Source organism: Mycobacterium pseudoshottsii JCM 15466 (assembly GCF_003584745.1).
Taxonomy (GTDB): domain Bacteria; phylum Actinomycetota; class Actinomycetes; order Mycobacteriales; family Mycobacteriaceae; genus Mycobacterium; species Mycobacterium marinum.
The window spans coordinates 4,076,004-4,097,811 of record NZ_AP018410.1; the positions used below are offsets into that span (position 1 = coordinate 4,076,004).

The 21,808-nt window shown below is 65.0% G+C and carries 19 protein-coding genes; 13 read left to right on the plus strand and 6 right to left on the minus strand.

The features are described 5' to 3' along the window. The first annotated feature begins 52 nt into the window (after nt 1–52). The 4 genes from MPSD_RS18565 (at nt 53) to nbtC (ending at nt 5,874) form a co-directional block, all read left to right on the plus strand. The gene (locus MPSD_RS18565; RefSeq protein WP_020725936.1) at nt 53–619 is read left to right on the plus strand and encodes a GNAT family N-acetyltransferase; all 567 of its coding nucleotides are present in this window, start codon (nt 53–55) and stop codon (nt 617–619) included. Nucleotides 620–728: 109 nt separating this feature from the next. Then, nucleotides 729–1,487: a thioesterase II family protein gene (locus MPSD_RS18570; RefSeq protein WP_086084818.1), complete on the plus strand. Its 759-nt coding sequence runs from the start codon at nt 729–731 to the stop codon at nt 1,485–1,487. Beyond that, nucleotides 1,484–2,803 carry a beta-ketoacyl [acyl carrier protein] synthase domain-containing protein gene (locus tag MPSD_RS18575; protein ID WP_020786778.1) on the plus strand — a complete coding sequence of 440 codons (1,320 nt, stop codon included), beginning with the start codon at nt 1,484–1,486 and terminating at the stop codon, nt 2,801–2,803. The genes MPSD_RS18570 and MPSD_RS18575 overlap by 4 nt, the downstream gene beginning before the upstream one ends. Further along, nucleotides 2,800–5,874, plus strand: a complete 3,075-nt coding sequence (gene nbtC, locus MPSD_RS18580) for a nocobactin polyketide synthase NbtC (RefSeq protein ID WP_086084819.1) — start codon at nt 2,800–2,802, stop codon at nt 5,872–5,874. The genes MPSD_RS18575 and nbtC overlap by 4 nt, the downstream gene beginning before the upstream one ends. 4 nt (nt 5,875–5,878) lie before the next feature. Here the strand turns inward: nbtC and MPSD_RS18585 are convergent, their stop codons facing one another. Both MPSD_RS18585 and mbtG read right to left on the minus strand, forming a co-directional pair. Next, on the minus strand, nt 5,879–6,094 hold the full coding sequence (locus MPSD_RS18585) for an MbtH family protein (RefSeq protein WP_011741377.1): 216 nt from the start codon (nt 6,092–6,094) through the stop codon (nt 5,879–5,881). Beyond that, nucleotides 6,075–7,379, minus strand: coding sequence for an NADPH-dependent L-lysine N(6)-monooxygenase MbtG (gene mbtG / locus MPSD_RS18590; RefSeq protein ID WP_086084820.1), 1,305 nt, complete (start codon nt 7,377–7,379; stop codon nt 6,075–6,077). The genes MPSD_RS18585 and mbtG overlap by 20 nt, the downstream gene beginning before the upstream one ends. 235 nt (nt 7,380–7,614) lie before the next feature. Between mbtG and MPSD_RS18595 the strand changes: the two genes are divergently transcribed. The 6 genes from MPSD_RS18595 (at nt 7,615) to MPSD_RS18620 (ending at nt 14,614) form a co-directional block, all read left to right on the plus strand. Next, the gene (locus MPSD_RS18595; RefSeq protein ID WP_232022887.1) at nt 7,615–9,228 is read left to right on the plus strand and encodes a (2,3-dihydroxybenzoyl)adenylate synthase; all 1,614 of its coding nucleotides are present in this window, start codon (nt 7,615–7,617) and stop codon (nt 9,226–9,228) included. Between the two features lie 109 nt (nt 9,229–9,337). Beyond that, nucleotides 9,338–10,333 (plus strand): alpha/beta hydrolase, encoded by a 996-nt coding sequence (locus tag MPSD_RS18600; protein WP_188069158.1) that lies wholly within the window; start codon nt 9,338–9,340, stop codon nt 10,331–10,333. Between the two features lies 1 nt (nt 10,334). Continuing rightward, the gene (locus MPSD_RS18605) at nt 10,335–11,195 is read left to right on the plus strand and encodes an SDR family NAD(P)-dependent oxidoreductase (RefSeq protein WP_086084822.1); all 861 of its coding nucleotides are present in this window, start codon (nt 10,335–10,337) and stop codon (nt 11,193–11,195) included. Between the two features lie 31 nt (nt 11,196–11,226). Continuing rightward, nucleotides 11,227–12,147, plus strand: coding sequence for a hypothetical protein (locus MPSD_RS18610; protein WP_020786773.1), 921 nt, complete (start codon nt 11,227–11,229; stop codon nt 12,145–12,147). Then, on the plus strand, nt 12,144–13,655 hold the full coding sequence (locus tag MPSD_RS18615; RefSeq protein WP_020786772.1) for a flavin-containing monooxygenase: 1,512 nt from the start codon (nt 12,144–12,146) through the stop codon (nt 13,653–13,655). Before MPSD_RS18610 ends, MPSD_RS18615 begins: the two co-directional genes overlap by 4 nt. Continuing rightward, nucleotides 13,652–14,614, plus strand: coding sequence for a MerR family transcriptional regulator (locus MPSD_RS18620; RefSeq protein ID WP_086084823.1), 963 nt, complete (start codon nt 13,652–13,654; stop codon nt 14,612–14,614). Before MPSD_RS18615 ends, MPSD_RS18620 begins: the two co-directional genes overlap by 4 nt. A gap of 31 nt (nt 14,615–14,645) precedes the next feature. On the opposite strand, the gene MPSD_RS18625 is transcribed toward MPSD_RS18620, so the two are convergent. The 3 genes from MPSD_RS18625 to MPSD_RS18635 form a co-directional block, all read right to left on the minus strand. Then, nucleotides 14,646–15,650 carry an acyl-ACP desaturase gene (locus MPSD_RS18625; protein WP_223161290.1) on the minus strand — a complete coding sequence of 335 codons (1,005 nt, stop codon included), beginning with the start codon at nt 15,648–15,650 and terminating at the stop codon, nt 14,646–14,648. A gap of 81 nt (nt 15,651–15,731) precedes the next feature. Beyond that, complete coding sequence (locus MPSD_RS18630) at nt 15,732–16,535, minus strand: sigma 54 modulation/S30EA ribosomal C-terminal domain-containing protein (protein ID WP_051153663.1); 804 nt, start codon at nt 16,533–16,535, stop codon at nt 15,732–15,734. 200 nt (nt 16,536–16,735) lie between these two features. Next, nucleotides 16,736–18,097, minus strand: coding sequence for a salicylate synthase (locus tag MPSD_RS18635; RefSeq protein WP_086084825.1), 1,362 nt, complete (start codon nt 18,095–18,097; stop codon nt 16,736–16,738). 389 nt (nt 18,098–18,486) lie between these two features. Between MPSD_RS18635 and MPSD_RS18640 the strand changes: the two genes are divergently transcribed. Both MPSD_RS18640 and MPSD_RS18645 read left to right on the plus strand, forming a co-directional pair. Then, the gene (locus MPSD_RS18640; protein ID WP_086084826.1) at nt 18,487–18,696 is read left to right on the plus strand and encodes a hypothetical protein; all 210 of its coding nucleotides are present in this window, start codon (nt 18,487–18,489) and stop codon (nt 18,694–18,696) included. A 297-nt stretch (nt 18,697–18,993) separates the two neighbouring features. Further along, nucleotides 18,994–20,229, plus strand: a complete 1,236-nt coding sequence (locus tag MPSD_RS18645) for a sodium-dependent bicarbonate transport family permease (protein WP_015356495.1) — start codon at nt 18,994–18,996, stop codon at nt 20,227–20,229. A gap of 11 nt (nt 20,230–20,240) precedes the next feature. Here MPSD_RS18645 and hemW read toward each other — a convergent pair whose 3' ends face one another. After that, on the minus strand, nt 20,241–21,413 hold the full coding sequence (hemW, locus tag MPSD_RS18650) for a radical SAM family heme chaperone HemW (RefSeq protein ID WP_012395322.1): 1,173 nt from the start codon (nt 21,411–21,413) through the stop codon (nt 20,241–20,243). Between the two features lie 265 nt (nt 21,414–21,678). On the opposite strand from hemW, the gene MPSD_RS30885 reads away from it, so the two are divergent. After that, entirely contained in the window at nt 21,679–21,732 is a 54-nt protein-coding gene (locus MPSD_RS30885; protein WP_350356019.1) for an Ms4527A family Cys-rich leader peptide, read from the plus strand. Nucleotides 21,733–21,808 lie beyond the last annotated feature (76 nt).

A 21,808-nucleotide genomic window follows, 5' to 3' on the forward strand; every position in this document is an offset into this window, starting at 1 on the left:
GCCCCAGGCGCTGATGGCGGGCCATCCGGGCCAGATGGTCGGGAGGTACCTAGTGAACGCGCTTGACCTGCAACAATGTCGCGCCGCGCTGGATCATGAGGCCTTCTCGGGCGAGTTCTCGCTGCGGCGGCTGGACCCCGAGGGCGACCTCGATTTGATGCATTCCTGGATGAACGATCCCGAAGTGGCGCGCTTCTGGCGCAAGCCGTGGCCACGGCCCCAGATCGCCTCGTATCTGTTCGACCAACACTGCAGCGCGCATTCCGTCCCTTATCTCGGCCTGCTAGACGGCGCCCCGATCAGCTATTGGGAGCTCTACCGTGCCGATCTGGATCCGCTCGCCCGCCACTACGCCGCGCGCGAGCACGATGCCGGCCTGCACAGTTTGCTAGGTCCCGCCGAATGCCGGGGACGGCGCCTCGCCGCGGATCTGCTGCGCATCGTCTCGACGTGGCAGCTGGATGCGGATCCGAGCGCAGACCGTGTCATCGCCGAGCCCGACGTCAACAACACCCGAATGATCCGGGCGCTCGAACGTGCCGGGTTCGAGCGCACCGCCGACCTTGATCTACCGGACAAGCGGGCCGCGCTGATGATCCGTGACCGGCAACGCCGATGAGCCCAACCGCGGCGGCACCGAAACCGGCGGTCGGCGAGCTGGAACCGGTGCGCACAACAACGAGAACTTGTCGCAACGAGCGAAGTGGTCGAGTGAGAGGTAGTGCTGCATGGCGCGCAAACTAGGGTGGGGCAGGCAATTCCACGAACCGGATGCCCCCGAAAGCCTTCCGCTGCTCGTCTTTCCGCATGCCGGGGCGGGCGCGTCGGCATATCGCGAGTTCTCGAAGGTCCTCAGCGAGACGTTCAACGTCATTGTCTTTCAGTACCCGGGGCGCCAAGATCGGGCCGCTGAACCCTCGTGCGCCGCCATTTCCGAGATTGCTGCCGGCGCGTTCAGCGAGTTCGCGGCATCGGAGCACAATCGCGGACTCCCGATCATCACATTCGGTCACAGCATGGGGGCGCTGGTCGCGTTCGAGTTCGTCCGCCTGGCCGAAGCCAACGGTATCGATGTGCGGCACCTCAACGTCTCCGCCGCGGTGGCCCCCTGCAACGCGGCGGCCAAGCCGGCACATCCCAGCGACGACGAAGAAATCCTCAACCATCTGGGCGCGCTCGAGGGCACCGATACGGACGTGTTCAGCAACCGCGAACTCATGAGGCTGGCACTTCCCGTGATCAAGGCCGACTACCACGCTTTTGACACATACTCGTGCGCCGAGGACATCAAGGTGGCGACGCCGATTCACGCCATGGGCGGCGACCAGGACCCTTACATCACACTGGGCGATCTCTACGGGTGGGGCAAGCACACCGATACCGCCAAGGTCACCATGTTCGACGGGGGACACTTCTACTTGCGGTCACACATCGACGCCGTCGCGGCGTTGCTGGCCTCGAGCGCACAGTGCGGGCAGCAAGCATGAGCACCAACGGATCCGCCGGAGCAGCCGACCCGATCGTCATCTCCGGAATGGCCGTCGAGGCACCCGGCGGAATCGACAGCCCGGCTTCTTTGTGGGCAGCGCTTGCCGAATCCAGGGAACTACTGAGTCCCTTTCCCCGCGACCGCGGCTGGCCCGTCGATGATCTGTTGTCGGTATCCGACATGGAAGGTTGGGGGCAGGTTTGCGATTCCGGCGGATTCCTGGATGGAGCAACCACATTCGACCCTGGCTTCTTCGGTATCAGCGCCCGCGAGGCCATCGTGTTGCATCCCCAGCAACGGGTTGCGATGCGAGTCGCGTGGAAGGCACTGGAGAATTCCGGAATCAACCCCGGCTCGACTGCCGGGGCAGAGAGCGGCTGTTTCGTCGGCATGTCGCCAATGGAGTACGGACCACGGGCATCGGTAGCCGATGCCTACAGCGGTCATCGGATCGCCTCGCTGGGCCAACTGGGGGGCGCCGCCCGAATTTCGCACAGTCTTGGCCTGATCGGTCCTTCGATCAGTGTCGACACGGCGTGCGCCTCGTCATTGTCCGCACTGCACCTGGCCGCCACGGCGGTGCGGGAGGACGAGTGCGAATGGGCGCTTGCCGGCGCCGTGTGCGTGATGGGTTCGCCCGGAGCGTTTTACGAGTTCGCGAGACTCAATGCCCTTTCCGAGGACGGGCATTGCCGCGCCTATTCCGATAACGCCACCGGCACCGTGTGGGGGGAAGGCGCGGGAATGGTTCTCGTCGAGCGGGAATCACGAGCACGGCGAGAGGGCCGGCGAATCTACGGACGTATCGCGGCCATCCGCACCAACCACAACGGTAAAGGCAAGCCAATCTTGGTTCCCCGGGTACGAGCGCAAGAGCAGGTTATTCGCAAGACGCTGGAGGTGGCGGGAATTGATCCGGTCGAGGTCGGAATGATCGAAGGACACGGCACTGCAACGCCTGCCGGCGACCCAGTCGAATTGATCGCGCTGTTCAAGACCTACGGCGCTGCGGGGTCGGAAGCCCTGCTCGGGTCGATCAAGTCCAATGCCGGACACTCGCAGGCGGCATCCGGAATCCTGGCGTTGATCAAGCTGCTGCTGGCCGGCCAACACGGTCAGATTCCGCCAACCCTTTTCGCGGACAACCCAACCAAAACGGTGGACTGGGATCTGACCGGCCTGCGGCTGGCGACGAAACTACATGAGTGGGAGCCCAAACACGGTGTTCGCTACGGTGCCGTGTCTTCGTTCGGTGCGGGCGGCGCCAATGCCCATGCCATCATTTCGATGCCGGCTACCGGAGTCGGACAGTGAGCGCGGCCGCCTACCGCCTGCCGGACGGCACCATTCCCGTCCTGCTCTCGGCGGACACGCCCGAGCTACTGGACAGCGAGGCCACAGCGCTGCGTGACCATGTCGCAGCTCATCCCGACCTCACCCCCGGCCCGATCTCCGCCATGCTGTTTCGGACGCGGGCCGCTCGCCGGCACCGGGCCCTGGCCATGGTCAGGACGCGTGCGGAGTTGATCGACGCCCTGCAGGCGATGATCGACCGATACGAGCATCCCGCCCTGATTCGTACCGACCCGGCGGCCATCCGCCGTCGCATCGGCTATGTCTTTCCCGGGCAGGGAGGCCAGCGCCCCGGTATGGGACAGCTCTTTTACGAATCGGTGCCCGCGTTTCGCGCCGAGGTAGATCGCTGCGCCCAGGCGTTCGAAGCACAATCCTGCGGGTCACCGCGAAACTATCTGCTCGACAAGAATTTTCAGGATGATGGCAGCGCCGGCATCGTCCAGCCGGCGCTGTTCACCCAGATGGCCGCACTGGCGGCGATGTGGCGATCATTCGGCATTGCGCCCAACGTCACCATCGGGCACAGCCAAGGGGAAGTCGCCGCGGCTTACGTTTCCGGCACGATTACCCTCGAGGACGCCGTGCGCGTCATCGGTATCCGCGCCCACGCCGCCGACGAGTTCGCTGCTGCTGACTACGCCATGGCCATCGTCGCCGCCGACCGGGAAACGTGCGAGGACCTACTCGCCCGATGCTCCGGCTGGGCGCAGCTCTCCGTGGTCAATTCCCCACGCATGGTAGGTATTTCGGGTGAACGGGAAACGGTTCAGGGCATCGTGGACACCTTGACCGAGGGCGGCACCTTCGCCCGGGTTATCCGGGTCCGCTATCCCGCACACACCAGCTTGATCCACGACGGTGCCGACAAACTTCGTGCAGCCATCCAAGACCAACTGCAGCACCCAAGTTTTGTCGACACCGACATCGACTGCCTCGGTGCCACTCTCGGCGCGCCCATCACGTCGGAGCTCCCTGTCGGTGACTATTGGTTTTGGAACCTGCGCAACATCGTTCGGTTCGACAAGGCAATCGCCGCCGCCGTGCAACGTGACGTCGAAACGTTCGTCGAACTGGCCGAGCATCCGACGCTGCAGTTGGCGATTCACGAGAATCTGGCCGCCCTGCGCGACGAAGCCGATGACCGCCCCGCCATGGTGGTAGGAACCTCCGAACGCACCGCCACCGATCTGGGCGAATTCACCCGCAATCTGGCCCAGCTGGCCGTGCATGACCTGAACTACCCATGGGAGTGTCTGCGCGCCGAGCCGGACGGCGCCCAGGCCTTACCGTTGCTCGACTTTCCCAACACCCGAATGAACGAGATCCGGTTGTGGCTGCCCTATGACGAGGTGCTGCCCCGTCGTCAGCCGCCGTCGGTATCAGTTGCTCCCGCAGCACCGTCGGTCCCCGACGCGACCGCGGACACCACACCGGCGCGTCTGCTGGTCGAAGAATGGGTGCGGCTCTCGCAGCGCTCGCTTACGCCGCCACGGGTCGTCGGGATTGTTGACCCCACCGGAGCCTGCGCCCAGCTCGCCACCGCGATGACTGCCGCGGCCCACCAGGCCGGGGCCACGGCTCGGGTGGTCAATGGCGAAAATGACGGCACCGGAGCGGATGTCAACACGCTGGTCATTCTGCTTCCGGAAACACCGAAACTGGATGGCCGCGCCGCCGCCGCCGAGGTCGGAGGATTCTTTTCGAACCGGGCGTGGTGGCCCGGAGTCGACACCGGGGTCACCGACTGCTGGCTGGTGACGGTGGGCGGTGAGGCGGCGACCGCCGCGGATGGGCCGCCAGATCCGGTGCACGCGGCGGCAAGCGCGGGCTTTCGCAGCATCGGCGCCGAACACCCGGGCGTGGGATTCCGCCACCTGGATCTGCCGGCCGGAGCGACGGCCCAAGACTGGGCGCATCCCATTGTGGCGGCGCTGCACACAGCCAACGAACCGGAGCTGGCATATCGCGACGGCGCTTTCTATGCCAAACGGATCGTGGCGGGCGAGGGCGCGGTGGTGCACGGTGCGGGCGCGTGTCCAGAACACGTGCTCATCATCGGCGGGACCGGCAACCTCGGGCTCGAATTCTGCGACCACTTCGCCCACCGCGGCGCACGGAGAATCACTCTGGTGAGCAGATCAGGCGAGTCTGCTGCGGTGGCGGAGCGCCTGGCGCAGCTCCGCTCGGCGACAGCCGCCCAGATCGCTGTCACCCGATGCGACGTGGGTGACCCCGCTGCGGTATCGCGGTTGGCAGCGCAGCACCGGTCCACACCGGCGGATCTGATCATCCATGCCGCCGTGGCTTATGCGTCGGTGGAGTTCTCCGACATCACCACCGATGACGCCGACAATGCGCTCTACGCCAAGGTTGTCGGCATTGGGCAGGTCCTGGACGCTTTCCCCAGGACTGATGGCTGTCGCATCGTTTTGTGCTCTTCGGCACGGGCCACCATCGGTGGTCGCGGACAGGTCATGTACGCCGCGGCCAACCGAATGCTGGACGCGATGGCCCACCGGCTGCGGGCCGAGGGGCTGGACTGCGTCTCCGTGCAGTGGGGCCAGTGGACCGTGCATTTCGATCTCGATGCCTCGAGCATGGCGCAGTTGGCCGCCATCGGTGTGATCCCGATGCCGCCCGCCGAGGCGATCGCGTTGGGAATGCAGCGGCTCGGCCGCAATGCCATCGTCGCGGCATTCAACTTCGATCGCGCCCGCCCGGTACTGGAAACCTTTGGCTACGGCCCGCTGGTATCAGAGCTGCTCTCGCCCGTCAGCGAGACCGCTGCGCCGGCCGAGCCGGCGGACCTACCGGGACGACTCAGCAACCTGCTGGCCGCAGCGATTGGCGCGGAGCGCGCCGAGCGGATCGACACGTCGGTGCCCATGGTCGCGCTCGGACTGGATTCGTTGCAGGCGCTGGAGCTACGCCGGCGCGTCAAGGCCGAGTTTGATCACGAGCTAGAGGTCTCGGATCTGCTCGGCGGGGCGTCGATCGCCGACGTGCTTGCCCAGCTCGGTTCGCGGTGAACGGTTAGTTGCCGGCCATCGCGTCGCGCAGGCTCTTGGGCCGGATGTCGGCCCAGTGCTGCTCGACGTAGGACAGGCAATCGGCGCGCGTGTCCGCGCCGAACGCTACCCGCCAGCCGGCGGGCACATCGGCGAATGTCGGCCACAGGCTGTGCTGTTCCTCGTCATTGATCAGCACATAAAACATGGCGTCTTCGTCATCAAACGGATTGGTGCTCATCGCTTCTCCCCTTTGACCGATTGGTCCCAACCGGTGCGGGCGCTAGGCCGAGTTCGGCACTGAGGATGCGGTCGGACAGCAGACCCAGACAACTCAGATTCGGAAATCCCGGACCTTCGTTGAGGCCGGCCAGATTCGGCAGGAACATTTTCGGGGCAACGCCGGACACAGCCAGATCGGCACCGATGGATTCCTCGAGCCACTGACAGGTCAGCGGCGCCTGCAGCCCCAGCTCCAGCAAGTCCACCGCATCCTGACTCAGCAACGATAGAAACCACAACGGGTCGGCGCCGGAACCGTCGATGACGAGGTCGAAGTCATGCAAGGTCTCGCGGGGTTCACCGCAGCAGTAGGTGGACAGCGTGAGCCAGATTCGGTTGTCGCGGTTGACCGCACGAGCAACCCGCCCGCGCATATGCCGGATTCGCTCGTCGGTGAGCAGGGATTCCTGTACGCGCGCCGAGAACACCCCACGGTCGGTGCGAGCGATGCAGTCGCGCCGTTCCGACAGGGCCAGATTGCGCCACCCGGCGGGATCGGAGAACAGAGAGTTTTCGAAGAAGCCCTCACCGCGGGTGAACAGGGTCGCCTGCGGCGAGAAGGCCGTGATCGCCGAAACCCGATGATGAAACAGCTCATTGAGGATTGATGCGGCGGTCTCGCCACCGCCGATGACCGCGACGCGTTCGGCAACAATCCGCTCATGTTGTGCCGCGCGGTGCCAGAACTGGGCAATCGACAGCACCCGCGGATCGTGGGCAAGGATCGATCTTTCCGGCTGGCCAGGCCCGGTGAACATCACCATGTCTGCGGTCAGACTCGAGTCGGCCGTATGCACCACCCAGCGAGATTCGTCGACCGACAGCTGAACTACCTCGCCACCAACGACTTCCAGACCAGCCCGGTCGGCAACCCAGCGCAAGTACTGCGCCCACGTGTCGTGGGCCGGCGACGGCCTGCCCCGGTCCACCCAGCCGACAAATTGGTCGGTGTCGACCAGAAAAGACTGCCAGCTAAACCGAATCATCCGCTCGTCGATTTCGGCGTTGCGGCCCGGCCACAGCGCCGACCGATAGGGGAAACCGACGTCCTTTTCGGGGCTGGTACCCAGCCGCTGCCGGCCGTCGGTCCAGCCGCCGCCGGCTCGCCAGTTCGCGGCCACCCCGGTTGACTCGATGGCAACCAGGTCAGGAACCTCGACGCCCATCTCGCGTAGCACCGCCGCCTTCGCCGCCACCGCCGCCGCCTTCGCGCCGGCCCCGACAATCGCGAGCGTGGCGCTCATGCGGCGCCCAGCAATCGCACATGGCCGCGGGAGCACGTTGGGTAATAGCGCTGCCATTTCCAGTTCGCCAGCATCCCGGCGAGGGTGGCGCCGCCCACCAGCCACCTCCCATCCTTAGCCCAGGCTGTCCTAACTTCGAGTACGCTACCCTATGGTCCGAGGGGTGGGAAACGCACGCCCCAAGGGGAGTCGCCGAGTGCCTGTTACATCCGCCCAGCCGCCTCGACCGGGGCCGGTGGCCGGGTTCATTCCGTACCCACCCGAACGAGTGGCCAGCTACCGCGCCGCCGGTTATTGGACCGGTCGCAGCATCGGCTCGCTGTTGCGGCAAGCGGCCGCACGCTGGCCTGACCGAGTGGGTGTGGTCGACGCCGGCGCCAGCCATACGTTCTGCGAACTGGACAAACTGGCCGATCGAGCCGCCGCGGGCTTCGTTTCGCTGGGCATCGCACCGGGCGACCGGGTGCTGCTGCAGTTACCCAATTCGTGCCGGTTCGCGGTCGCCTTGTTCGGCCTGTTGCGCGCCGGAGCCATCCCGGTGATGTGCCTGACCGGACACCGGCTGGCAGAACTGCACCACTTCGCCGAGGTCAGCGGTGCGGTGGGTTTGATCGTCGCGCAGCACGCCGGCGGCTTCGACTACCGGTCGATGGCCGAGCGGTTGGTCGCCGCTCACCCCCAGTTGCGCCACGTCATCATCGACGGCGAGTCCGGGCCCTTTCTGCCGTGGTCGTCGCTGTCCGAAGGCGCCACACCCGACATCGATGTCGACACCACATCGCCCGCCTTGTTACTCGTCTCAGGTGGCACCACCGGCACTCCGAAACTGATCCCCCGAACACACGACGACTACGTCTACAACGCCACCGCGAGTGCGCAGTTGTGCCGGCTGACCGCTGACGACGTGTACCTCGTGTCGCTGCCGGCGGCGCACAACTTCCCGTTGGCATGTCCGGGCATACTCGGCTCGATGGCCGTCGGCGCCACCATCGTTTTCAGCACCGACCCCAGCCCGGAGGCCGCCTTCACCTTGATCGAGCGCCACGGCGTCACCGTCACGGCGCTGGTACCCGCGCTGGCCAAACTGTGGACCCAGGCCTGTGATTGGGAGCCGGTAACCCCGAAGTCTTTGCGGCTATTGCAAGTTGGTGGCTCCAGATTGGAGCCCGAGGATGCTCGCCAGGCACGAGAGGCATTGACCCCGGGGCTGCAACAGGTCTTCGGGATGGCCGAAGGACTGCTGAACTTCACCCGCCTCGAAGATCCGCCGAACCTCCTCGAGCACACCCAGGGCCGGCCCCTGTGCTCCGCTGACGAATTGCGCATTGTCGACGGCGCGGGCGCGCCGGTGGCTCCCGGCGCAGAGGGCGAGCTACTGGTGCGCGGTCCCTACACCATCAACGGCTACTTCTGCGCCGACCGAGACAACGAGCGCTGCTTCGATCCAGCCGGCTTCTATCGCAGCGGCGACTTGGTCCGACTCCGCGACGACGGCTACCTGCAGGTCACCGGGCGCGTCAAAGACATCATCTGCCGCTGCGGTGAGACCATCTCGGCCCAGGACCTCGAAGAACAGTTGCTCAGCCACCCGGCGATCCGCTCGGCCGCGGCGGTGCCACTGCCGGACCCGGATATGGGCGAGCTGATCTGCGCTGCAATTGTTTTCGCGGGGCCACCGCAGACGCCGCAGACCTTGTCGGGACTCAATGACTATCTCGAGCAGCGTGGCGTGGCCGCACATATCCGCATCGATCGGCTGGTCGCGATGCCGTCGCTGCCGACCACACCGGTGGGAAAGATCGACAAGAAGGCGATCGCGAGCCAGATCCTGACAACCACGGAGACCTGAGCAGGGCAATCACGTCCGCCACGCCGCCATGCGGGTCCGCCGAGCCGACATAGCCGACCGACAAAAAGTGACATTGACTAATGTCACCATTTGGTATTGACTGCATTTTATGACGGACGTCGTTCCGGTCCGCGGGTCATTGCGGTCCCGCACCGCGGTAGCGGTGAGCTCGATAATGATGCCGCCCATCACCGCGGCAATACCGCCGGAGCGCGCCTGGGGAATCTGGATGACGCGCCAGGTCATCGCGCGGCTGATGGGCACGCTCGGCCCATCACTGTCGGGCACCCACGTGAAACCGGTGAACTCTGTTCTGCCAGACGGGCGCCGGGTCGTCGGCGAATGGGTCCACGGGCCGCACCTGCCGACCGGGCCCGCACCGAATCGCAGCGGCGCAATCTATTTCGTGCACGGCAGCGGCTACACCATGTGTTCACCCCGGACGCACCGGCGCCTGACGGCTTGGCTGTCCTCACTCACCGGGCTACCGGTGTTCAGCGTCGACTACCGATTGGCGCCACGACACCGCTTCCCCACCGCCGCCGACGACGTGCGGGCCGGGTGGGACTGGCTGCCGGGCGCATGCGGCTTGTCGCCGGAACGCATGGTCGTGGTGGCCGATTCGGCGGGCGGTCACCTATCGGTTGATTTGCTCTTGCAGCCCGACGTCGCCGCCCGGCCGCCGGCCTCACTGGTGCTGTTCTCACCGCTGATCGACCTGACCTTCGGGCTCTCGGCCGCACGCGAACGGACGAAGCCCGATCCCGCCGTCCAAGCGGCCACCGCGGCGCGCGTGGTCGGCCTCTACCACGCCGGGATCGATCCCACCCATCACCGCCTCAGCCTCGACGTCGCGGGCGGATCGCCACTTCCCAGCACGCTGATCCAGGCCGGCGCGGCCGAGATGCTGGAGGCGGATGCGCGTCAGCTGGCCGCCGACATTCGCACTGCCGGTGGCCGCTGCGAACTGCAGGTCTGGCCCGATCAGATGCACGTATTCCAGGCACTGCCGCGGATGACTCCGGAGGCCGCCAAAGCCATGGCCTACGCCTCCGCGTTCATCGCAGGCTCATTGCAGGACAACGCTACTGCCGAGGCGGTCTGACATGTTGGGTCCCTTGGACAAGCTGCTGGGCAAGTCCCGAAAGACCAGCCACGATGCCCTGGCGGTGGTCACCGGAGCGGGCAGCGGAATCGGCGCCGCATTCGCGCTCGAACTCGGTCGCCGCGGTAGCGCGGTAGTTTGCAGCGACATCGACGAAGTGGCCGCCCAGAACACGGTCGCAGCGCTGACCGAGGCGGGCGCCAGAGCCATCTCGATCGGCTGCGACGTCTCACGCATCGAAGACGTGACGGCGCTGGCCGAACGCTCACAAGCCTGGTTCGATGGACCGCCGACATTGGTGATCAACAACGCCGGCGTCGGTGCTGGCGGCGCGGGTATCGGCGAAATCCCCCTTGATGATTGGTTATGGACCCTGGGCATCAATCTCTGGGGCCCGATCCATGGCTGCCATGTTTTCACCCCCATCCTGCGGGAGGCCGGACGGGCGGTCGGCCCGCGGGGCATCATCAACGTCGCCTCGGCCGCCGCATTCGGCGCGGCTCCGGGCATGGCCGCCTATAACGTCAGCAAGGCTGGGGTGCTCTCACTATCGGAAACCCTGGCCGCCGAACTATCCGGCACCGGCATCAATGTCACCGTGCTGTGCCCGACCTTCGTCAAGACCAACATCGTCGAGTCCGGTCGGATCAGCGAGCAGTCCAGCGAGGTCGTCACCAAACTCATTCGCTGGACCGGATTTTCGCCCGACAAGGTGGCACGCATCTGTCTGGACGCCAACGACCGCGGCGATCTGTACTGCATGCCCCAGCTGAACGCCAAGATCGGGTGGAACATCAAGCGGATGGCGCCCGGCACATACACCAGGGCGGCCGGTCTGATTTTGCGGGCGACGATGCGCTAAGAGCCCGTTTCACCAACGGAAGGAGCTTCTGGTGACGATCGACATGGAAGCTATGCTCGCCAAGATCAAGGATCGTCAGTGGGCGCTCGCCGACATCGACTGGGAAGCACCGGGCGCCGATACCATTCGGCCCGAATTCCGGCCCAAGCTCAAGGCATTCATGGCGGACCTGTGCTGGATCGAGAACATCGGGGCGCGCGGCTTCGCCGCGCTGGCCAAGAAAGCCCCCGACCCGACAATCGCGGAAATCTACCGGTATTTTCACGCCGAAGAACAGCGCCACGCCAACGCCGAGCTAGCCCTGATGAAGCGCTGGGGCATGCTCGACGAGGGCGAACTTCCCAAACCCAACGTCAACATCCGGTTGGCTATCGAATGGCTGGACACCTACTCGGATGGCATGCCGCTGTCCGTGCTGGGCACCGTGATTCCGATGCTCGAAGTGGCGCTCGACGGGGCGCTGTTGAAGTTCCTCCTCGATAGCGTCGAAGATCCGGTGTGCCACCAGGTGTTCGAGAAGATCAACAACGACGAATCCCGGCACATCGCCGTGGATTTCGAGGTGCTCGACATGATCGGGCACGCCACGGCGCGCCGGCTGGCGATCGAGTTCGTCGGCAATATCGCCTCGCCGGGACTGATCATCGGCGCACTCATCTACATACCGCTGCTCAACCGGGTGCGCAATGAGATGGCCGGCATGGGCATGGAACCGGAGCGGTTGTACAACGCGGTCAAGCGCTTCAGGCAACTCGGCGAGCGCAGCGCGAAAACACCACGGGTTCCGGCGTACCGCGTCCTCAAGCGCCATGCCGCCATGGTGGTCAACCCGAGCCACCCCTATCACCTACTGGCCAACTCCATGGTGTGGCTGTCGGACTACTACCCCAAGCCCTTGTTGAAGCCGATACCCAGCTGGTTCAAAGAACTCACCTATCGGCCAGCGGCGTGACCATGGCGCCCGATCACGCCTACGCGACGCTGATTGTGGGAGCGGGCCTCACCGGACTGGGTGCGGCAATCCGACTCGCCGAGGCCGGTTTGAGCAACCCCGATGAGGTGGTGATTCTGGAGCGCGGCGACCGGATCGGCGGAACCTGGCGCGACACCACCTATCCGGGCGCCAGCTGCGACATACCCTCACTGCTGTACTCGTTCTCGTTCGTCCGCAACCCCAAGTGGTCACGCACCTACTCCCCCGCCGCGGAGATCTACCGGCACATCGAGGCCATGGTGAACCGGTTCGGTATCGGTGATCGCATCCGGTTCGGCCAACGAGTCACTGGCCTCACATTCAACCAAGACACCGGCATCTGGACCGCGACAACGCAGGCGGGCGAAAGGTTTCGGGCCCGGACCGTCATCCTGGCTTCCGGTCCGCTCTCCGATGTCAGCTTCCCCGACATCCGGGGCCTGGATCGCTATGAAGGTCACAAGATCCACAGCGCGCGCTGGGACCACGACTACGACTTCAGCGGCAAGCGAGTCGCCGTTGTCGGCACCGGAGCCAGCGCCGTGCAAATCGTCCCGGAACTGGTGAATCAGGCCGGCTTCGTCAAGGTCTTCCAGCGCACCCCCTGTTGGGTCTTGCCACGGCTCGACGTCGCCACGCCACCCGCCGTGCAGGCCTTGTTCACCAAAGTCCCCGCTGCTCAACAACTCGCGCGACAAGCCCTGTTCTGGGGCCACGAGGCCACCGCGGGCGCGTTGGTGTGGAACACTCCGCTGACGTCGCTGGTGGCGTTACTGGGCCAGGCCCATCTTCGCGGTCAGGTCAAAGACCGGTGGTTACGCCGCCAACTGACGCCGGACTTCCGCCCGGGCTGCAAGCGCATGCTGGTTTCCAGCGACTACTATCCCGCGCTGCAACGCCCGAACTGCAAACTCATCGACTGGCCGATCGCGACGCTGAGCCCGGTTGGCATCCGGACCAGCGATGGTCTAGAGCATCACCTGGACTGCATCATGTTCGCGACCGGCTACGACGTCCATCTGACGGGACCTCCCTTCCCGGTCACCGGCATCGGCGGCCGGTCGCTGGCCGATGAATGGGCCCACGGCGCACAGGCTTACAAGAGCATCAACGCACACGGATATCCCAATCTGTTCTTCATGACCGGACCGAACTCCGGGCCCGGGCACAATTCGTTGCTGGTGTACATCGAAGGCCAACTCGACTACGCGGTGCGCGCCATCACCACGATCCTCGACGAACGCCTGCGCTATCTCGATGTGCGTGCAGACGTCCAGCGCCGCTACAACGAGCGAATCCAGCGTCGGCTTGCCAAGACGACGTGGATGTCGGGTTGCCGCAGTTGGTATCTCACCAAAGAGGGGTTCAACGGGTCGATGTTTCCCGGGTTTGCCACCGAGTACCTTTGCCAAATGCGGGATTTCCGCTACGGCCACTACCATGCGGTCGCCCAAGACGCCGGCAGCCTGGTGACCTCGACGGCATGATCCCCAACGGTGACATGACCAACGACCGATCGGCGCGACCCGACCCCGGCACCATAGCCAGCGTGCTGCACAACGTGCGGCGCACGCCGAAACGTGTCCGGCGCCAATCGCGGGAGCTTGGCGAGTTCATCGAAGCCGCTGTGACACAACTTTTCGATGCGGCCGTCCGGCACTCCAATGGTGGCGCGGCCTCAGGTGAATACCGGATCGACGAACTGGCCAGACTGGCCGGCACCACCACCCGCAACATTCGGGTGTACCGAGACCGCGGCCTGCTGCCCCCGCCGCTGCGGGTCGGCCGAATCGCGTTGTTCAACGACACCCATCTGATCCGGCTTCGGCTCATCACGTCCATGCTCGACCGGGGGTACAACATCGCACATGTTCGAGAGATGCTTAGCGCCTGGGAGGAAGGCAGAAACCTCGGCGACGTCCTGGGCTTGGAGACGGCCATCGTCGGCAGCTGGACCACCGAGAAACCGCAAGCCATGCCACTTGCCCAGGCTCAGCGGCGCGTCGACGATCCACTGGCATTCGAACGGCTGGTGGCGCTGCGACTGATCCGCATCGACGGCACCCAGGCGATCATTGCCCGCCCCAAACTCATTGACGCATTCAACGAGGTACGGGGCTATGGCATCAGCATGGACAAACTCATCGACCTGCACGAGCAGATCCTTCCCAAGGTCGACGAGATCAGCGACCTGCTGGTGCGAGCCGGCGCCGAGCATGTTGTGGATCGGATCAAGCCGGGCGAGCCGCTGCCCGGTGACGCCGAGATCGCCGAGCTGATCACCATGCTGATCCGGTTCCGGACCCAAGCCGTCGCATCGATCACCGCGACGCTGGCGTCCTCGATCGAATCAACCATCGAGTCACTGGTCAGCCGCCTACTCTCGGACTACATCGAGCAATCCTCGGAGGCCCAACCCGCCCTGCGGCGCCAGCAGGCACCGTGAGCCACCGATGCCGGGCCAACCGGCTCGGTGATCACATTCTGCTGAGGGTAAGCGTCCCTTCGGTTTTGAGCACCCGACTGGCGGTGATCTTCTCTGCCCTGCGCTCCTCGCGCTCGAGGTAGCGCTGCTTGGACTCGTCGAACTTGTCGCCGGCTTGTTCGAGCTCCTTGATCAGCACACCGAGATCGTCGCGCATCCACGCGGCCTCGCCCGTGAAGTCCTCCCGCTCGAAAATCCGCCACTTCTTCAGCACCGGCATCACCACCTCGTTGAGGTGGATCCGCGGGTCGTAGATGCCGCCGACGGCGATGATCACGGCCTTGCGACGGAACTCCGGGACGGTGAACCCGGGCATCTTGAAGTTGCGCAATATCCGGTGCACAGACTTCATCGCCTGGTTCGGTGCGATGTCCAGCCCGGCCGCGCTGACGTCACGGTAGAAGATCATGTGCAAGTTCTCGTCGTGCGACACCCTGGCCATCAACTGCTCGGCGATCGGGTCGTTGCTGGCTTTACCGGTGTTGCGGTGCGAGACGCGGGTGGCCAACTCCTGAAACGACACGTACATGACCGAGTCGAACACACTTTCCGCAAACAGATCACCCTGTTGGTTCTGGCCCGGGCTGAAGCCTCTTGTGATTTGCTCCAGGCGCAGCTTCTCCAGCTCTACGGGGTCGACAGCACGTGTCACCACCAGATAGTCACGCAGCGCGGTGCTGTGTCGGTTCTCCTCGGCGGTCCACCGGTTGACCCACTGTCCCCATGGACCGTCCATGCTGAAGTTCATCGCGATCTCGCGGTGATACGACGGTAAGTTGTCCTCGGTCAACAGATTCTGCACCATCGCCACTTGAGCGACGTCGGTGAGCTGGCTCTGCCCGGGCTCCCAATCCTGGCCGTCGAGGGCGTAGTAGTTCTTGCCATCGGACCAGGGAACGTAGTCGTGCGGATTCCATTCTTTGAACATCGAGATGTGCCGGTTGAGCAGATTCTCCACCACGGGCTGAAGCTCGTGGAGTAGCTGCAGGTTGGTCATTTCCTTGGACACGTTGGTCTCCCAGCTATGTGTTCCGTCCAGTTACGGGCAATATATCTGTAAACCGCGGTTACATTCAAGTCAGGCGCGCCGGGCGGGACCGACCAATCCGAGATCGCCGTCGTAGCGGGGATAGAGCAACTGGCCGCGGCCAGTAGCCGAGTCGGTGAAAAACAGCAGCTGAAGCCCGTGTTCGCGGGCGCGGCACAGGGCCTCCTCCTCGGTGAGGGCCAGCGTCGGGCGAGAATTCACGATCAGGGGTACCGGCGGCGCCGAATTGCTCGGCGACCAAGCCCATCCCGGCGGATATACGTGCCGCTGCCGAGCCAGCCGCAGCCCCGAGGGGCCGGCCCGGTAGACCACCGCGTCCTCGCCCGTTTCTGCGTCGGTGAACACGTGCGCGTCGTAGTCCATCGCATCCATCACGGCCACCGCCGCCAGGGGCGTCGAGCACTGCAGCGAGACCGGCTTGCGACGCGCGATGGCCGCATCAGGCCGCACGAACAGCCGACGACGCGTCAGATCGGGCCAGGGCCGGGGACGCCACTGGTCATGCATCCGCACGATATGACGGTCCAGCCCGAGCAATGCCGGCGTCAGATCATCGATGCCGGGCGTAACGGCAAGCACCCGAGCCGGAAGTTCCCCCACCCGCAGGTTCACCTGCACCACCATCGGGCCACGGCCACAAGCTCCCGTCTTGAGACGCACCCGGGCCCCTCCGACGATCTCGCGGTGCACCAGAATTTGACCCACCGCGCGCGCCACCTGCTCACCATGAGCAGCCGACACCGACGCACTGGAAAGCACGGTCACATCAGGGAACTCCCGCACCGACCACGGCCTGGGTGCATACACGGCGCACCGACCCCGCTTTCTCGACATGTGTTGCTGCCGCTGAAAGGGAAGCCTGGCTGGCCAGATGCCTACTCGGCTAGGGCCGAAAGTCCTTGCGCACGGTGTGCGATTGATCACCGTTTGGTCAACGGCGTCCACTCACCCGGCGTACGGCAGACGTCCTCGTGCCCTACCGCAGTGTGAGCGCGCGGCGGCACTTACCGCCGGCGTTGCGAAAGCCTCGAAGGCTACTGACGCTCAACCAGATACGGCGCCAACGTGGAGAGCTTCTCGCAGGTCTCCTCGAATTCGCGCTCGGGCTGGGATGCCTCGATGATGCCGGCACCCGCCCGCAACCAGGTGCGCCCGTCACGCTCGTAGGCGGCGCGCAGTGTCAGGGCGGCATCGAGCCCACCATCGGCCGACAACATGACGACCGCCCCCGAATACAGTCCGCGCGGACCTTCGTCGAGACGCAAGATCGCGTCGACACCGTCGGCCTTGGGGATGCCCGATGCCGTCACGGCGGGAAAAAGCGCCTCCAACGCATTCATCCGATCGCTGGCCGCATCCAGGCGGGCGCTGATCGTCGAACCGAGGTGCTGCACGCTACCGCGCTCGCGCACCGACATGAAATCGATCACCGCTGCGGTTCCGGGCTCGGCCACCTCGGTGATCTCGTGCAACGACGTGCGCACCGAAATAGCATGCTCGACAATCTCTTTGGCATTGCTCTCCAGGTCCCCACGGGCCAGCCGATCATGGGCGGCACCCCGGCCCAGCGCGCGCGTGCCGGCCAACGGCTCGGTGACCACCACACCGCTGGGCGAAACCGCGGTGACGAGTTCCGGGCTAAAGCCGAGGGCGCGAATTCCACCAAGCCGCAGCAAGAATGACCGTACGGGTGTGTTGCGCTCACGGCCCCGCCGATACGTCGACGGAAAATCGAGCCGGAACGGCACCTCTACGCAACGGGACAGGATTACCTTGTGGTACGCACCGGACGCGATCTCACGAACCGCTGCCGCCACGCGGTCGCGATAGCCCGACGGATCGGCGCTCAGATCGATGGTTCGAGATCGCGGCACCGTGGGCAGCCCGTCGCGCAGCAGCCGCAGCACCGCCTCGCGCTCGTGCGGCTCCGCGCCGAACAGGCTTACGTCATCGCGGGTCACCACGATGCGGGTGCGCGGCCAGAAGACCCGAGCCAGCGGGGTGCCCGGGGCCAGGCGCGCCTGCAGACCGTAGCGGTACAGCCCGAATTCGAAAGCCACCCAGCCGAAGACCTGATCGGTCTCCAACAACAATCTGTCGATGGCCTCGCCCAGGACCTCCCCAGGTCGCCCCGACCACTGCTGGCGCTGAGTCACACCGTCGCGGATAACCCGGACCTCGTCGCTGTCCAACTCCACCATCGCCTGCACACCCGACGCCAGGACCCACTGGCCGTCACGCTCGTAGAGCAGGTATTGGGTACCTTCGGGTCTCACCGCCTCGCACAGCACGACGGCCAACTCGGCCGCAAGGTCGGCCGGACCGATATCGGCCGGCATCGGGATCGACGGTTCAGCGGTACTGACAGCACTCGCTTCGACACTAACCTCCACCACAGTAGGTAAATGTAGCCTAACCTACGTAAATTCGCGCTATCCGCTCCCGTAAGACGCGGCTACCGGCCAAGACTCAGCGGGAATCAATGGCGGGACCCATGCGCGCCGGACCCCCCGGCCGGTGGCGCCAACGCATCCCACCTCAACCCCGAGTCACGCCAGCTCACCCGCCGCCACCAGCCCATCACGCTCGCCTCGCCGACCTCTGGCTTGCACAACGACCACAGATCGCCAACCATTTACCTGATCGACACACCGTGAGATGCTGCTGAGCGGGCAGTTCTCTTACCATCACTGTCTAGCCAGCTAGCCAGTCGCAGAGATGCCCGCCGGCGCTCACCCACCCCCGCCCAAGACCGCCTGCCGCAAGCATCAAGGAGGACCAGCACATGTTCGTAATCCGGCTTGCCGACGGAGAAGAAGTCACCGGCGAATGCGATGAGCTCACCATCAACCACGACACCGGCGTTTTGACGGCCTGCAAGGTCGACGGCTTCGAGGAAACGACGACTCACTACTCGCCATACGCCTGGCGGTCGGTGACGTACCGAAAGCGCGACATCGGCGTCAGGCCGTCGCTGGTTTCTTCGGCGCGTTGAACGCCGCAACGCCCGTCTCACAGTGGATTGCCAGATAACTCACACTAAACTGGCGGCCAGCTGACTTTTACGGCATGTTGCCAGCACAATTGCCATCGCCGACTGTTACATGGCTGTTTCGGCCGCTGCCGTGTCGGCCAAAACGGCCCAAATCCAGCTACTTTAATACTTTAATAGGCGTACCAAGTGGCGATTTGGCAGCCGCCTCGCTAAATTCTCAGCGTTGTCTGGGGTGTGTTCCCGGTTGCTCCGCTGGCGGTGGGTGCTTCCTGGATCGCGGCACGATGGGAGGCGTCAATGCTGCACGAGTTCTGGGAGAACTTCACCCATAACCTGTTCAAACCGCTCTTGTTGTTTTTCTATTTCGGGTTTTTGATTCCGATCCTGAAGGTGCGGTTCGAGTTCCCGTATGTGATCTATCAGGGCCTCACCATGTACCTGCTGCTGGCGATCGGCTGGCACGGCGGTGAGGAACTCGCCAAGATCAAACCGTCCAGCATCGGCAGCATCGTCGGCTTCATGGGTGTGGGCTTCGTCCTGAATTTCCTGATCGGCGGTCTGGCCTACCTGCTGCTGAGCCGGATGAGCCGAATGCGGCGAGTCGACCGAGCTACCGTCGCCGGCTATTACGGGTCGGACTCGGCGGGGACCTTTGCCACCTGCGTGGCCGTCCTCACCAGCGTGGGCATCGCCTTCAACGCCTACATGCCGGTCATGTTGGCCGTCATGGAGATCCCCGGCTGCCTGGTGGCCCTGTATCTGGTGGCGCGGCTGCGGCACCGCGGGATGGACGAGGCCGGATACATGCCCGACGAACCGGGCTACACGCCCCCGGCCAAGGTCTCGGTCGGACCGGGTACCGCCGCACGGCCCGCGCGCGGCGAGAGCCTGGAAAGCACACATGACCGCGAAATCGAGCAGGAGCTGGAGTTTTCGCTGGAAAAGCGGGAGCACACGGACCAGGACGAACCCGCCAAGGGCAGCGGCCAGCCGTCGCTGTTCTCCCGGGAGCTCTTCCAGGAGGTCTTCCTCAACCCCGGGCTGGCTCTGCTGCTCGGGGGCATCATCATCGGCCTGATCAGTGGCCTGCAAGGCGAGAAGGTCGTCCACGACGACGACACCTTCTTCGTTACCGCGTTCCAGGGTGTGCTGGCCCTGTTCCTGCTCGAGATGGGCATGACAGCGTCGCGCAAGTTGAAGGACCTCAAGACGGCCGGGCGCGGGTTCATCTTCTTCGGCCTACTGGCCCCAAACCTTTTTGCCACCATCGGCATCATCGTGGCGCACAGCTACGCCTACCTCACCAACAGCGACTTCAAGCCGGGCACCTACGTGTTGTTCGCGGTGTTGTGCGGTGCGGCGTCCTACATCGCGGTGCCGGCCGTGCAGCGACTGGCGATACCCGAAGCAAGCCCGACGCTGCCGCTGGCCGCATCGCTGGGTTTGACCTTCTCCTACAACGTGACGATCGGGATCCCGCTCTACATCGAGATCGCCCGCATGGTCGGGATCTGGTTTCACACCACGGGCTGAGCCGCCCGAAGCTACCCGAGCAGCGTGCGCACCACGGCGTCGGCCAGCAGCCGTCCCCGATCGGTGAGCACCACGCTGTCGCCCTCGGCGGTCAGCAGCCCGTCGGCCACCGCGGCCTGAGCTCGCTCACGCTCGCCGGCATCGAGATGCGCCAGCGGCAACCCTTGCCGCAGCCGTAGCCCCAGCATCACCTCTTCGGTGTGCAAGGCGTCCTCTTCGAGCCGCTCGAGGCCGGCCACCGGCAGCGAAGAACCCGCCAGTATCTCCGCATAAGTGTTGGGGTGCTTGACATTCCACCAGCGGGTCGCGCCGACGTACCCGTGTGCGCCGGGGCCCGCACCCCACCATTGACCCCCATTCCAGTAGCCGAGGTTGTGCCGGCATTCACCGCCCGGCCGGGCCCAGTTGGACACCTCGTACCACGCCAACCCGGCCGCGGTCAGCCGCGCGTCGGCCAATTCGTAACGATGTGCCAGCACGTCGTTGTCGACGGGGGGCAACTCGCCTTGCCGCACTCGCCGCGCCATCGCGGTTCCGTCCTCAACGACCAGGGCGTAGGCCGAAACGTGGTCGACACCGGCTTCGATAGCGGCGTCTACCGAGCGCAGCAGGTCGTCGTCGGTCTCCCCGGGGGTTCCGTAGATCAGATCGAGGTTGACGTGTTCGAAACCCGCGGCAAAGGCCTCGCGCGCCGCCGCCGAAGCCCGGCCGGGCGAATGCACCCGGTCCAAGGTGGCGAGCACACGGGGCGCTACCGACTGCATGCCCAGCGATACCCGCGTGTAGCCGGCCGAGCGGATGGCGTCGAAGAATTCCGGCCAGGTGGACTCGGGATTGGCCTCGGTGGTGATCTCGACGTCGGGCGCGAGCACAAAATGGTCGCGCACCATGTCCAGCAGCGTCGTCAGGCGCTGACCGCCCAGCAGCGAGGGTGTCCCACCGCCGACAAACACCGTGTTCACTGTCGGCGCGTTCAGCCGTGCCGCGGCCAGCTCCAGTTCGCTGCGTAGCGCCAGCAGCCACGCGTCGGGGTTGACGCCGCCCAGCTCAGCCGGTGTATAGGTGTTGAAGTCGCAATACCCGCAGCGGGTCACGCAGAACGGGACATGCAGGTACAGCCCAAACGGCCGTCCGGGGCTGGGCAACAGGGCGGGCAGGTCGACCGGTGCCTCGCGAACAGTCATGCCAAATCTTCGCACGCCGGCCGAGACCCGGACGCCGGTGTGCACGCCGGCGGTCAACGAGGGGCCCCCACCCCGGGAAGTGGGCCCGTCTGCCGCGGGGCCTGGATGTTCTCAGCCGCTTCGCGGCTTCGTCTATCCAAGCCCCCAGTCTCGCTCGGTAGTTTTGGTCACTGTGAGACAAAATCAGCCCTGTTCGCGCGACGACCGCGGTCCGTGGCAGAATGTCACGGTGCCCGCCAATTCGAACCCGCACATCGCGCTGGTTATGCGTCGGCACATCGACCTCAAGCGTGTCTGCAGCTGTTGCTGTCTTCCTTGATGTCGTAGACCCGGCCCCTTTATACCTTTAGCTGGCCATCGGATCTGCGCACCCCGTCAGACTCGATGGTTTTGTG

Coding starts and splice junctions, on each gene's coding strand:
- MPSD_RS18585 (WP_011741377.1), bottom strand. CDS start 6,094: ATGAGCACCAATCCGTTTGATGACGAAGACGCCATGTTTTATGTGCTG.
- MPSD_RS18630 (WP_051153663.1), bottom strand. CDS start 16,535: ATGTCGAGAAAGCGGGGTCGGTGCGCCGTGTATGCACCCAGGCCGTGG.
- MPSD_RS18600 (WP_188069158.1), top strand. CDS start 9,338: ATGACGGACGTCGTTCCGGTCCGCGGGTCATTGCGGTCCCGCACCGCG.
- MPSD_RS18605 (WP_086084822.1), top strand. CDS start 10,335: ATGTTGGGTCCCTTGGACAAGCTGCTGGGCAAGTCCCGAAAGACCAGC.
- MPSD_RS18640 (WP_086084826.1), top strand. CDS start 18,487: ATGTTCGTAATCCGGCTTGCCGACGGAGAAGAAGTCACCGGCGAATGC.
- hemW (WP_012395322.1), bottom strand. CDS start 21,413: ATGACTGTTCGCGAGGCACCGGTCGACCTGCCCGCCCTGTTGCCCAGC.
- MPSD_RS18570 (WP_086084818.1), top strand. CDS start 729: ATGGCGCGCAAACTAGGGTGGGGCAGGCAATTCCACGAACCGGATGCC.
- MPSD_RS18625 (WP_223161290.1), bottom strand. CDS start 15,650: ATGACCAACCTGCAGCTACTCCACGAGCTTCAGCCCGTGGTGGAGAAT.
- MPSD_RS18575 (WP_020786778.1), top strand. CDS start 1,484: ATGAGCACCAACGGATCCGCCGGAGCAGCCGACCCGATCGTCATCTCC.
- mbtG (WP_086084820.1), bottom strand. CDS start 7,379: ATGAGCGCCACGCTCGCGATTGTCGGGGCCGGCGCGAAGGCGGCGGCG.
- MPSD_RS18620 (WP_086084823.1), top strand. CDS start 13,652: ATGATCCCCAACGGTGACATGACCAACGACCGATCGGCGCGACCCGAC.
- MPSD_RS18645 (WP_015356495.1), top strand. CDS start 18,994: ATGCTGCACGAGTTCTGGGAGAACTTCACCCATAACCTGTTCAAACCG.